9 protein-coding genes are annotated in these 13,926 nt (G+C 43.5%); 7 read left to right on the top strand and 2 right to left on the bottom strand.

Annotation, left to right across the window (positions count from 1 at the left end; all coding sequences use genetic code 11):
• The first annotated feature begins 139 nt into the window (after nucleotides 1–139).
• The gene (locus U9P07_10270; GenBank protein MEA2109790.1) at nucleotides 140–667 is read left to right on the top strand and encodes a DUF3795 domain-containing protein; all 528 of its coding nucleotides are present in this window, start codon (nucleotides 140–142) and stop codon (nucleotides 665–667) included.
• Between the two features lie 426 nt (nucleotides 668–1,093).
• Here the strand turns inward: U9P07_10270 and U9P07_10265 are convergent, their stop codons facing one another.
• Together U9P07_10265 and U9P07_10260 are read right to left on the bottom strand one after the other, a co-directional pair.
• Entirely contained in the window at nucleotides 1,094–3,028 is a 1,935-nt protein-coding gene (locus tag U9P07_10265; GenBank protein MEA2109789.1) for a protein containing Six-hairpin glycosidase-like domain protein, read from the bottom strand.
• Complete coding sequence (locus U9P07_10260) at nucleotides 3,029–4,594, bottom strand: sigma 54-interacting transcriptional regulator (GenBank protein MEA2109788.1); 1,566 nt, start codon at nucleotides 4,592–4,594, stop codon at nucleotides 3,029–3,031. It abuts the gene before it with no gap.
• Nucleotides 4,595–5,044: 450 nt separating this feature from the next.
• Here U9P07_10260 and U9P07_10255 point away from each other — a divergent pair, with 450 nt between their 5' ends.
• The 6 genes from U9P07_10255 to U9P07_10230 all read left to right on the top strand — a co-directional run bounded on the left by U9P07_10255 (nucleotide 5,045) and on the right by U9P07_10230 (nucleotide 13,916).
• Nucleotides 5,045–6,049 (top strand): DUF1611 domain-containing protein, encoded by a 1,005-nt coding sequence (locus U9P07_10255; protein MEA2109787.1) that lies wholly within the window; start codon nucleotides 5,045–5,047, stop codon nucleotides 6,047–6,049.
• Nucleotides 6,050–6,098: 49 nt separating this feature from the next.
• Nucleotides 6,099–7,766, top strand: coding sequence for an ABC transporter ATP-binding protein (locus tag U9P07_10250; protein ID MEA2109786.1), 1,668 nt, complete (start codon nucleotides 6,099–6,101; stop codon nucleotides 7,764–7,766).
• A gap of 256 nt (nucleotides 7,767–8,022) precedes the next feature.
• Entirely contained in the window at nucleotides 8,023–8,661 is a 639-nt protein-coding gene (locus U9P07_10245; GenBank protein MEA2109785.1) for an alpha/beta hydrolase, read from the top strand.
• Between the two features lie 575 nt (nucleotides 8,662–9,236).
• Nucleotides 9,237–10,853, top strand: coding sequence for a cache domain-containing protein (locus U9P07_10240; GenBank protein MEA2109784.1), 1,617 nt, complete (start codon nucleotides 9,237–9,239; stop codon nucleotides 10,851–10,853).
• Between the two features lie 111 nt (nucleotides 10,854–10,964).
• Nucleotides 10,965–12,197, top strand: coding sequence for a surface lipoprotein assembly modifier (locus tag U9P07_10235; protein MEA2109783.1), 1,233 nt, complete (start codon nucleotides 10,965–10,967; stop codon nucleotides 12,195–12,197).
• A gap of 363 nt (nucleotides 12,198–12,560) precedes the next feature.
• Nucleotides 12,561–13,916 (top strand): hypothetical protein, encoded by a 1,356-nt coding sequence (locus U9P07_10230; protein ID MEA2109782.1) that lies wholly within the window; start codon nucleotides 12,561–12,563, stop codon nucleotides 13,914–13,916.
• Nucleotides 13,917–13,926 lie beyond the last annotated feature (10 nt).

Below are 13,926 nucleotides of genomic sequence, written 5' to 3'. Positions count from 1 at the left end.
CGGACCAAGCTAAACAGATGAAATTATGTATGATATCTTCGGAAAACTGGTAAAAAAACAGGCTTAACTTGCCAACGTGTGTTTGAATTATAAACGACACAGTTTATCGTCTGGTTGGGAAACTGAAAGATGAGCCAATATGAGTAAAATAAATGTAAAAAAGAGGATTGAAGCCATGAAAATAAATCCTGATTTTGTTGCCCCCTGTGGTCTTTATTGCGGTGTCTGCGCCATTTATATCGCCCACCGTGATAATAATCAAAAATTCAAGGAACGGTTGGTGGGCCTTTACAAAGGGGGAGTTTCCGGTAAAGGGATTCTCCCCAATACTGAAAATCTTACCGTCGACGATATCCGCTGCCAGGGGTGTTTGTCTGATGATTTATTTATGCATTGCCGGCATTGTGAGATCAGGGCCTGTGTCCAGGCGAAAGGCTACGCCGGCTGTCATGAGTGTGATGACTTTCCCTGTCGTTTTATTGAAGATTTTCCCATGGTGGTTGGCAAAAAGGTTATTTTGCGGGCCATCCCCTATTGGCGGGAAGTGGGAACGGAAAAATGGATTGAGGATGAAGAAGCCCGCTATGTCTGCCCTGAATGTGGAAACCGGGTTTTTAGGGGCGCGGTCAAATGTAATCAATGTAAGGCGAAGCTGGATCTTGATTAGCTTTACTACAACTGGCAGCTGATCGCTGAAAGTGTTCAGCAGGAAATGAATGTTTCCGGATGGGTAACTATTCAGCACATCCTTATGAAGTGCACTGCTGAAACATCTGGGACAGTCCCCGGTGAAGCTGGGGACAGTCCCGAGTTTACTACTTAAGTTGCAATACAATGTGCTGAATAGTTACGATTTTTTTTAAAAAAAACTAAAAAAATTAATCCTTATATCGGAATTCTAGGGATGATATCATGTACGTGCGTCATGAATAAATAGGTTGAATCTGAGTTTAAGTCTTCATCCATTTTTGGTCAATTTAATAAAAACTCTTTAAAACCGGGTTTGTTAGAAATTAACGCCTCATAATGTTTATCGGACAGCCTCTTAGTGTGCTGAAACAGTAAATTCAAGGCTTATGTCAAATATCCAGTTTCAAGGCATAGCCTTATAAAGGCGAGCGAAAAAACAGACGGCGTGCTGAACTGAATCGACCCGCACCCAAGCTCGGGTCAGTTTGAAGCGGAAGCTGCCTATAATTTTTTCCGGATAAAGATGGGCAAAGGTTGATTCCGGTGTGTGTCGCAGATACATTATACCGTTTGCCGAAAGTAGCATATTTTTCATCAAGCGGGCCGCCTGTTTGTTATCTTCTAAGTACTTGGCGAGATAATAAGCGGCGATAACTCCCTCACAGCGGGAAGCGTCATGATAGACGTGATCACCATAGCTATAGTAGAAACCACCTGGATAGTCGTCATAAAGAGCATTCCCCTCATTATACATATGGGTTCCCATCCGCTCGGCATCGTCAAAGACAAAATCGATATAAGTCGCCTTTTGGCAATCTTTAACCTTAACCCACTCTTCAATAGCTTGCATGAGCCAGGCATCAGCCGGTAGAGAGGTAAAGAGATGGGCATATTTTATCGGTCTCCTCTGAACCAGAAAATCCAGGGTTTTAAGGCTTTTTTGCCGAATTTCCACTTTCAAGTCTTTATCTTTATTTTTTATATGACGATAATATAAAGCCAGCCCCAACAGAGCCTCACCCGGATAATAAAATGAAAAAAGATCTTTTTTAACCGCCGCCGAGGGCTTAATAATCGGTTTGCCATCATTGTACAACGGGTGCAGATAGTAGCCGATCATCTCCCCGTCCTCATCTATACGGGAGAGAAGGTGTCGTACCAGGCCGGTCATCTCTTTTGAGAAAGTATAATCGCCACTTAACAGAGTGTATCTGGCTAAGGCGACGAGACCGATTCCGGCACCTCCCAGTTTCGATTTGCGATTAAAAAACGGGAAGCAGGCATAATTTTCAGATTCAGTTTGGATGGCAAAGGTTGCAACCAGGTAGTTCAGGGATTTTTTTGCGGCCTTGAGATACTTCCGCTCTCTGGTTAACTCATAGCCCCAAAGAAGCGCAATCGCGCCTCCGCTATGTCTTAAAATATTGTAGTAGAGAGGATCTCTCCGTCGAGGGTGGATAAAATCGACCGGGCTATCTTTGAGACCGTCATAATAGTATAAAAAACTTCCATCTTCATGCATATTATTAAAAATCCAATCGACGCCATCCTTAAAACTACGATAAATTTGCTCTTTGTTTAACCCGATTGGTCGGGGTGCCCCCCGATAGAGGGGCAGAACGGTATTTTTGTAGCTGACCCAGGCCTTACCAGTAATAATTTTACACTCTATCGGGGCCTCTTGCAGCAATTTGATTCTTTCACTGATTCTAGGAGTTTTTGCTGCCATGCCACATTTTTTTGCGAGATAGTTCAAGAGTTGCCTGACCGACATAATACTATGGGTTATAGCATCGGTGGGCATGAAGTAGCGGGTCACGCCATGGAAGGTATATTTGAACCCGGTAATGCCGGGTTCAAAACGGTTAGCAGACAGGGTTTTGCTACTAAGTTTTTTTAGATCACCCGTTTTTTCAGTGGTTATAATTTCAAAGAGCAGGCGGCATTTATCAGTGTCGGATACGTTAAAATCGGCAAACCTGGGCAAACTTCTGATTTTTGTAATTACTCGTTTAAGCGTTTCCTCAAGGTCGGCCCGCCGGGCTCCCCAACGCAGAGGTTTGCGACCGCTTTGTAGAAGCGTAATGTAGACTTGTGATATTTTCGCTTGAAAGGTGAAAGGGTGACTTTGTGGCAAAGGAACCAATTTTTTACCGCATAAAGCTTGACGAATATTTAGAAACAGGGCTTTTTCTGAACCTTTTGCCTCGACAAAATGATTTGTCGGCAAGGTTGGCCGATCGCCATTGGCTTGTGCTATGGCGATCGGCCAAAAACAGGTTACAGAGAAAAAAAGGAACAAAAGAGCCCGAATCGTCTGTCTATTTATAGTCATCATCTATCTTCTCGATTCGATTTTGTAGCGGTTGATCTTATTTAGCAGGCCCTGGCGGGTCAGGCCAATCAAGCGGGCCGCCCGAGAGCGATTGCCACCGGTTTGGCCAAGAGCGTCGATTATCATCTGCCGTTCCAGGCGAGTGACAGCGTCCGGCAGGCTGCTTGATGATTCGAGCTCTTGGTCAGCCGGGTAATGCACTCCCCTAACCCGCTCTGAAAGATAGGCTGCGGTTATATCTTCACTCTCATCCGCCAGGGTCAAGGCACGTTCGATTTCATGTTCGAGCTCACGGATATTACCCGGCCAAACATGCTGCATCAATATATTCAATGTCCCCGGTGTCAAACGCACTACCGGCCGGTTGAACTTAGCGGCATATTTTTTCAAAAAATGTGATGCCAGGAGGATGATATCTTCTTTTCGTTCTCGTAAAGGGGGCAGTACAATAGGAAATGCTTGGATTCGGTAAAAAAGATCCTCCCTGAAATTACCTTTCTTCACCTCTTCAAATAGATCTCTATTTGCGGCGGAAATAAATCTGAAATCAACTTGTCGATAGGTGCTGCCACCCACCGGACGTACTTGTCTCTCCTGCAGCACTCGCAGTAGTTTGCTCTGCATCGCAACCGGCATATCAGCAATTTCATCAAGAAATACCGTGCCGCCATTAGCCAGTTCAAACAACCCTTTTTTTTCGCTGACGGCTCCGGTAAAGGCCCCTTTAACATGACCGAAAAGCTCGCTTTCGAGAAGATTTTCGGAAAGAGCAGCGCAATTTTCCGCCATAAACGGTTTGTTTTTCAGGATGCCATTGTAATGTATAGCCTTGGCAATAAGTTCTTTCCCGGTGCCGGTTTCACCTTGAATTAAAACGGATGTGGTGGTGGTTACAACTTTACTCATCAAGGTAAAAACCCGCTGTAAGGCAACACTGGAACCGATGATTCCCTGCTTGTTAAAGTGATCCTGCTGTTTTGTTTTCAGGTGAATATTTTCCGATTCAAGGGTTTTAGCATGAAGCTGGAGATCGCCATAAAGTTGAGCGTTTTCAATGGCAACGGCGATGGTGCTTGAGAGAATTTCTAACAAACGCAGAGTTTTTTCCGTAAGTGAACCGGCTTGGTCGTTCAACACATAGAGTATTCCCAGTAGTCGTCTGCGACTTTTCAGGGGAACACAAATCATAGAATGGGTAGCCATGTTTTTCTGAATATCTAACTCATTGGTAAATCGTTTATCTTGAGAAACATCTTCAATCAATACTGATTCCTGGCTTTTAAAGACCCATCCCGCCACCCCGTAGCTGTCGGAAAAACGCATGTCATTAGAGTGTTTCAGGCTATCATTTATTTGCTCTTCCACAGTTTGGATAAAGTAAAACTCCTTCTGTAGATGGTCATGTAGAGCGATTGATGCACCATCAATATGAAAGGCGTCTTTTATTTTTAATAACACGTCACGCAGCATTTCATCTAGATTATGAATTGCGCTAATTGAGGTAGAAATCTCATAGAGCAGATCGAAATCTTCTTTTTTAAGGGAAATTTCATTGGCAAACTCAGTCACTTGATTATTCCTATAAAAGTTATTGGAGCCAGCTATTTTATCACTCAAACCATGGATAATACAGATAAAAGATCCGGCCGGGGCAATTGGCTATCAACTTACTTTACGGCTAAAGCCCTAAAATGTCAAGATAGTTTACGGTCGAGAATGATTAACCTCATAAATAGTTATTTTTTTTCAATGAAAAATAAACAATAAAATTAACAAGTTAACAACTTTAAAGGGGATAAAATTTTAGTTTTGTAAACCCTGGCACCAGATATGCAAATTGATGGAGCATAGATTGAAGCCGACTTTTGAACTGTGAAAAAATTTTAATCAAATCTAAGGAGAAAGAAAATGGCGATTGCATTAGCGACAGTAAACAATAAATTTAACCAGCACAATAAAATTCCCCTGTCTATCAAAGAACTTATCCATAAAGCCAAAGCAGCTTACAGTACCAGGCGAGTGGATTTTGCCCAATGTCAAGAATTGTTGACCAATGCAATTCCTACTGCCGGCGACGTCGTACTGGCTCGCGTGGAAGAGATTGGTCAGCACAAAAAAATTGAGTTAGCAAATAGCCGTCGGGCCAGCCTTTACGTTGGTGATGAAATTATTGTTACTTATGGCAACCGATATGCTCCGGATCAATTTGAAGCTACGGTGCCTAAAATTCAGGCCCCCTGCCATCTAGTAGCAGCGGGTGGCATCGCTGCCCAATTTATTTCCAAACATGCCAGCATCAAAGCACCAACCTTAATCAGTCCTATCGCAATTCTTGGTGACGGCAACGGCCAACCTGTAAACCTGTCCCAATTCTCATTGTCAAAAAAGAGCATTAAGGGTCAGCGGCCAATCACCCTGGCGGTTGTCGGTAGCAGCATGAATTCAGGGAAAACCACAACCGCCGCCAGCCTGATTAAGGGATTGATTAACAGCGGGCTGAAAGTTGGGGCCGCCAAAATCACTGGAACCGGAGCCGGCGGCGACACCTGGTTGATGAAAGATTCTGGCGCGCATCCGGTGCTTGATTTTGTTGATGCCGGAGCTCCCTCCACCTATCTCCTGTCACCTGATAAAATAGAGACCATTCTCGAAACTTTAACCGCCGAGTTAAGCTCTTCAGGAGTTGAAGTTATTATTCTTGAAATTGCTGATGGGCTCTATCAGGAAGAAACCGCCACATTGGTCACATCTAAAATCTTTAAAGAAAAGGTCGATGGCCTCATTTTTGCCGCAGGGGATGCTATGGGCAGTTGGGCTGGTGTACAATGGTTGCAACAGTCAACTCATATTCCGATTATGGCAGTTGCCGGAAAACTAACCAGTTCGCCACTGGCAACCCGGGAAGCGAAAAGAGTCCTGGATATGACAGTGTTAACCATCAAAGATTTAATTAGTCCGTCGATTTATGGATTTCTGCAAAACTGCTTATCCCCACAAGAGATGCTACTATGTTCCAATTCTTGATCAACTATGTTCCAATTCTTGATCAATAAAAAAAGGATGCAGTAAAATAATGGAAATCCCATCAATATTGGTAAAAAACCGAATCCGAATATTGTTATGCTTGACCGCAAACGGTCTGGGTCAATCAATGGTAGCAATTATGGCCATGCTTTTAGTTCGCTCAGCCTTTGACAACCTGATTAAACATGATGCCAATGTACAAACCCAATATATTTATTATTATGGCCTCGGTTTTATCATCCTGGCAACCGCCAAAGGCTTTCTCAGAATGACGGAGCGAATTGATGCTGAAAAATTGGGGCAAAACTATACTCATCAGATTCGTATGTTGCTTTTTAAAAGTTTGAGTCGCTCGGCTCCCCGGACATTACAAAAACGGAGCCGGGGCGCCATCGTCCTTCGCTTTATTGGCGATCTTAATGCCTTAAAACGTTGGGTAAGTTTGGGTTTGGTACGCATTGCGGTGGCCGGAACAATTTTCACTTGCTCCTTAATTGGTTTGGGTGTTTTAAACTGGAGAATAGCAATGGTGGCAGGATTAATCCTTGGAGTCGGCGCTCTAAGTGTTATCAGGCAGGGTTCCAGGTTACGTGAAGCAGCTAGAGAAAGTCGGCGCTTACGCTCCTATCTTGCCGCCAACGTTAATGAAAAAGTTGCTGCCATAGGGGTTGTTCAAGTTTTCGGGCAAACCGCACGGGAACAAAGAAGAATCCGTAATCAAAGTAAACGACTAATGGAGTCAATGGTCAATAAAGCAAAGAATATTGGTCTTATGAGAGGAATAACCGAGAGTATCATGACCCTCTCTCACGGTGCCATATTGTTGCAGGGTGTCTATGAAATTCAAGTTGGCCGAGCAACTCACGGCACCGTTCTCGCGGCGGTTATTATCATTAGCTTCCTAATTCCGGCTTTGCGTGATTTAAGCCGGGTGTATGAATATTTTCTTGAATATAAAATATCATCAAATAAAATTAACGAATTTCTTGAAACTCCCGATTTTATCAGAAATCGCTCTGCCGCACCCGACTTGAAACCTGGCCCCGGTCACCTGGAATTCAAAAATATATGCTTGGGATCAACTCTTAAACAGATCAATGCCACAGCCCAGGCAAAACAATTGATTGTCATTACCGGGAGCAATGGAGCCGGTAAATCGACCCTGCTCTCTTTGGTAGCCAGGCTCATTAATCCGAATGCCGGCCGAATTCTGGTTGATGGTCAGGATATTGGTAAACATAATCTGGCATCCGTTCGTCGTTCCATCAGTATGGTCAGTCCTGACCTGCCTTTGTTGCGCGGAACGGTCAGAAAAAACCTTTTATACCGATATCCTAAAGCGTCAACCGAAGAGATTGACCGAATTTGGAGGCTCTGTGATCTCGGAAAACTGATTGATGAATTGCCGCAAGGAGAACTGACCAGGATAACCGAAGATGGTCACAACCTCTCACTCGGTCAACGACAACGCTTAGGATTAGCCCGAGCTATGCTAGGCAATCCCCGAATTCTTCTACTGGATGAAGCCGATGTTCACCTCGACCAGGAAGCGGGTAAAATTCTTGAGCGTATTTTACAAGAGTATCAAGGAACTATTTTGTGGGTAACTCACGATCCAAAACGACTTGCCTGTGCTGACGCAATCTGGCAGATTGAAAACGGCTCGCTGGTTGTGGTTGACTCTTCTGAAGAATCAACCTACATGATGGCCTCCTGAGCAACATAAATTGTTCATTTTTATCATGAAACTTCAGTATAAAAAATAGAGAAGGAATACTATGTTATCGAAAATCAATTTTCCCACAAAGAGGGGTAAACAAAAACCAACTGCCGGCAAACTTTGTTTACGCACAATGATTGACGACCCCCAACAATACCATCTGTATACTCCCGAGAAAACAGGGCCGGAAACCAAAGTGTTTGTTGCCGTTCATGGTGTTAATCGCATGGCCAGGGAACACGCCATAAAATTTTTGCCATTTGCTGAAAAATATGGCGTAGTACTGATTGCACCATTGTTTCCTCAAGATCGATTTCCCGATTACCAGCGATTGGGACGCAGCAATAAAGGAGCCCGCTCAGATTTGGCCCTGAATAGAATTATAGATGAGGTTGGTTTTCTTACCGGGGCTGACAGCAAAAAGTTATTTCTCTTCGGTTATTCCGGTGGTGCCCAATTTGTTCACCGTTACGCCATGACTTTCCCTCAAAATGTATCCGGAATGGTGATCGCCGCAGCGGGATGGTATACATTTCCCGATTATAGCGTCAATTATCCTTATGGCTTGAAAAATGCCGGTAAATTGTTTGGTAAACCCTTTAACCCTGAGAATTTGTTAGATATTTCGACGTGTGTTTTGGTCGGAGATCAAGATATAGCCCGAGACTCCGAGTTAAGAAAAAGCAACTTTATCGACCAACAACAGGGAAGTAACCGAATGAACCGAGGAAAAGCTTGGATTCAAGCGATGAAAAGCGCTGCCAAAACCTATTATCTGAATACTGCCTTTGATTTCCGGGTACTGCCTCGCTCAAATCATTCATTTTCACGGTGCATGGATAGGGGGGGGATGGGGAGAACTGTTTTCAAGTTTCTTTTTGAATGTGTGTAAATTTATAGCTCATATTAACTAATGGGGATTCGCCGGCAACTCAATACCGGGATTGAACTTATTTCCTGGCAAAGGCGTATCAGAATGTTCGGATAAAACTGTCAAGTTACAACTTCAAATAATTTATTGATATCGTGAATACAATACTATATATAAATTATGTACTAAGGGCCCTCTCAAAAATAACTTCACATTTTGGCATCTCATCTTCAGGCTGTCTTTGCACGATCCTCAATCACAAAGTCCTCAAAATAGCTCACTATTCCTGCGGCTTTGCTCAATCGGATCGCACAAATCAAACCCAAATCTGAGCGCCAATTCTGCGAACTTATTTTTGAGAGAACCCTAAGAGATGTTTTTCACAATAACTAGGCTCGACAGCACGGGAAAATTAGATATTTATCGGCGATCAGTAGCAGTGGTGATTTCGAGGGATTCTAAAACTCCAACAACAAATGAAAATGACAAAAAAATCCGCTGATAAAAAAATATTTGGCCTTAGGTGGCAATTGATCAGCTCTTTTTTGCTCTTCTCTTTGCTCCCGCTACTGCTTATCTCTTCGGTATCATATCGTTTGAGCCGAAATGCTCTTGAGGTTTCCGCCCTTAGTCACCTTAGCGATCTGGCCCGGGACGCGGGAAGAAAAATTTCCTATTATGTTGATAGCCGCTATCAAGATCTCAAAGGACTCTCTCAGGCCGATGTCTTTGAAAGTGGAGATCTAAAAAAGATCCAGCAATTTATTCGTGAAATTATTCAATCATCCTCCCATTATGAGGCCATTTTCTTTCTTGATGGAGAGGGGAGTATTGTGGCGTGTAGTAATGAAGCCATTATTGGAGATTCCAGAGCCGATAGAGCCTGGTTAAAAAAAACAATCTCCGGTAAACAAGGAGATTTAGTTGCCATTGATGTTTATAGCGCCGAATCCTCGGAATATGATTATGTCATCGGTTTAAACGCGCCGGTTACGGATGATACTAACGAAAACACTATCGGTGTGCTCTGCGTTAGGATTAATCTTTATCATATTTTATCAAGGATAAGGATACTCGATAAAAGAACAGTTGGGGGAAATCACGCCTACCTCTTGAATAGAGATGCAAAAATTATAGCCGGCCCTTCCAGAGAAGAGACATTGAAATCAATTTTTTCCTTGAACTCTATCGATTTCAGAAAAACTTTTATCAAAAAAACCGGAAACTTTAATTTTGTCGATAATCATGGGGAAGTTCTTCTTGCTGCCAATTACGCCCTGCGAGGTGCCGGAGATTTTGCCGGCTGGGGCTGGCAGATATTGACGGTTTTGCCGGAAGAAGCAGTCTTTTCAGCCGCCTACCGGATTCGTAATTATGGAATAATTGCCATAGTTATGATTTTTTTCATAACTATCCTGTTTTCTCTTTATTTCTCCAGACGCATTTTGAATCCGCTGGCGATTGTGGCAAAAACGGCCCGTATGATCGCCAATGACCATATTGAAAAAGAGATAGTCTATAATAAAAACGATGAAATGGGAGATCTGGTTACCTCGTTTAATCACATGATTGTTAACCTGAATCAACAAAGAGAGAAAGCTGAATTGACCCAGGATGTTACGATTATATGTAAGGCGGTTCTCACCGAGTATCGAGCTCCGGGAACCGGGATCCAGAGCAAAGAAGCAAAAAATTATGTCAAGATACTGGCCCAGTGTCTGCAAAATAAGCCCAGGTTTAAACATTTTCTCAATTATGAAACTATTGACCTGCTGTATAAGTCAGCCCTGTTGTACGACATCGGCATGGGGGAAGTGGAGGAGACCATTCTGGCCAAAGCCGGGAAATTGACCACTGAAGAATTTGAACAGGTTGAGATGCATACCCTTTACGGTCGAGATACCTTACTGAATGCGGAAAAACAGCTGGGCTGCAATGCCTTTCTCACTATGGCTAAAGATATGGCCTGCAGCCACCATGAAAAATGGGATGGCTCAGGCTATCCTTTTGCTTTAATTGGGGAAGATATTCCTATTTCAGGAAGAATTATGGCACTTGCTGATGTTTATGATGCACTTACCAGTCAAAGGGTGTATAGGTCGGCTTTATCGCATGCAGAAGCGGTGGAAATCATTCTGCAAGAACGTGGAATTCACTTTGACCCCGATGTTGTTGATGCTTTTATTGAAGTTAAAGATAAGTTTTTGGAATGAGGACGTCGTGATATGTACCTGTTTTGCAACATTTTAAAGACGCATAAAAAAACAGTTTTTATCGTATTATTTTTTTGGCTGGTTATGGTTTTGCCCGTTCTAGCTGGTTCTTTGACGACTCAACCGGGCAAGGATCTTTTGGCGGCGGAGAAGTATGAGGAAGCCTATAAGGTTTTGTGGCAAGCGGTTAAAAATAATCCCACAGATACTTATATCAATATTCTCCTGGCTCGGGCTGCAACTAAACTGAAACTTTATGATCATGCCGCCGCCGCTTATGAACGTATTTTAATGGTCAAACCAAATCATGTTAAAGCTCGTTTGAATCTTGGCATCGCCTTTTATCGTATGGGCTCCTACTATTTGGCTGAAAAAGAGTTAAAAGAGCTCAATAAACCGGGTATCCAGGCGCGTTTCAGGGATAAGGCGAAGAGCTATCTGGGAAGAATTAAACAAAAAAAGAGCTCCCACCAGTGGTCCGGTTCGATAGCCATTGGGCGTATATATGACTCCAATGTCAATGCGGCCCCGGCCGACGATATAGTTGATACCATTGATGGAAGCTATCGTTTACGAAAAGAGAGCACCGAACAGAGCGATTGGGGAACGATCGCCAACTTAAGAATTACCCATGATTGGGATTTTGGTTTAAAAGGCGGTTTTTCCTGGAAAAACAGCTTTGTCCTGAAAAATTATTTTTATGACGACGAGAGTGATGTCAATCTTAATATGATCTCTCTGGCCAGTGGCCTGGTCTACAGTGAAAAAAAATCGTTTAAGTTAACCCTACCACTGACTTTTGATTATCTTGATTATGGTTCCGATCCGTTTTACCGAACTTTCGGCATAAAACCACGACTTGATCTTTTTCATACCTCCTGGTTCATGACCCGGTTTTATGTAACTTTAGAGTACCAAAATTATAATTGGGACAAGCGTCGAGACGGCGCTTATGCTTATGTTGGATTTATGCCCCGGGTTTTCTGGTCTGATGGGCGATTTATGCTGCAAAGTCGATTTGGTTATGAATACAAATGGGCCAGAAAAGATTTCAGGGCTTTTCAGGGGTTAAAATCGGAATCCCTATTTTTGATGAAAATCAACCGCTGGCTGCGCCACAGTATTCGGTTTGAATATAGAAACCGTTGGTATGATCAACGCGATTTGCGTTATCGAAATACCCGTGATGATGATCGTTACAAGATTGAAACCCGATTCACTATCCTGATGCCATGGCAATTAAGAACGCTCTTGTCATTTGACTATACTGCAAATGATTCCAACGTCGATACCTATGATTATCGCAGAAAAAGAACTATGATTAGACTGGAGAAGAGGTTCTAAATTATGTCTATGCAAATTTTGAAAGTCAAACCTTCCGCTCACATTATTTTACTGATTATCACCTTTTTACTGATTCCGATGGCTTCGCAAGCAGCTCTTCCGGTCGGTCAGGTCGCAGTTGTCGAAGGACGCGCCCTATCTTTATCGGAGGGTGGTAAAGTATCGCTTTTAAAAAACCAATCTCCGGTTTATATGAATGATACAATAGAAACTGAAGCAGAAAGTCGATTGCAAATAATCTTTATTGACAATACCATTTTGACTTTAGGACCGCTAAGTAAATTGACTATTGATCAATGTGTTTATAAGCCGAAAAAAAGTATAAGCGAATTTATGGTCACAACCCCCCGAGGAATATTTCGAATGATCAGCGGTAATATCTCAAGATTTTTTCCAGATCGGGTAAAGATAAAGACCCCGGCGGCGACAATTGGTGTACGGGGTTGCTATCTGGCCTGGTCAATTGAAGATGACAAATCATTATCCCTGCTTTTCCTTGGTGGATTACAGGATCGGGAGCGTGGTGTCTACGCTGAAAATGCTGCCGGCAGAACTAAATTGACCGAGGCTGAATATGGGCTTACGGTTTTATCTCCGGAGCAACCCCCTTCAATTCCTCAGCATTTCACCCCGGATCAGATTCAGGATATAATGAAAAGCACTGATCGCCTTCTATCGCAAGGGACAAAACCCTCACCCCAAACCGGTAATGATTCAGAGACAACCACAACAAAGACAGCATCTCAAAATCTAAACGATGAGATTGCAGCCGATTCCATTAATTCAGATGAGTTTTCACCGGAAGATCAAGAACCGACAGCAATTTCACATGACTTAATGGATACCGATTCTGATTCCGACACAGACATGGATATAGATACAGACACGGACACGGATATAGATACGGATATCGATGCAGACATCGACACAGACATCGACACGGATATCGACACGGATATCGACATCGACATCGACACAGACGTTGATACGGACACGGACACCGACGTTGACACAGATACTGACGTCGATACGGACACAGACGTTGATACGGACACGGACACCGACGTTGACAACGATACTGACGTCGATACGGACACGGACACCGACTTTGACACAGATACTGACGTCGACACGGACACTGACGTTGACACGGACACTGACGTCGATACGGACACTGACGTCGATACGGACACAGACGTTGACACGGACACCGACGTTGATACCGATACCGATTCGGATACAGATACAGACGTTGACACCGATACTGACGTCGATACGGACACGGACACCGACGTTGACACGGACACAGACGTTGATACGGACACTGACACCGACGTTGACACGGACACCGACGTCGATACGGACACAGACGTTGATACGGACACAGACACCGACGTTGACACCGATACTGACGTCGATACGGACACGGACACTGACACTGACACTGACACCGATACTGACGTCGATACCGATACTGACGTCGATACCGATACCGACACTGACGTTGATACGGACACTGATACAGACGTTGACACCGATACTGATGTCGATACCGACACTGACGTTGATACAGATACCGATACAGATTCGGACACGGATTCCGATACGGATACAGATTCTGACACTGACTCTGATACGGACACAGATACGGATTCTGACACGGACACCGATACAGATACCGATACAGATACAGATACCGATACAGATTCGGACAACTGAAAAATCACAT

The sequence above is a fragment of the Pseudomonadota bacterium genome (genome assembly GCA_034660915.1).
GTDB lineage: Bacteria > Desulfobacterota > Anaeroferrophillalia > Anaeroferrophillales > Anaeroferrophillaceae > DQWO01.
Note: the sequence above shows the minus strand (reverse complement) of the source record. Positions and strands in the feature narration are given on the sequence as shown.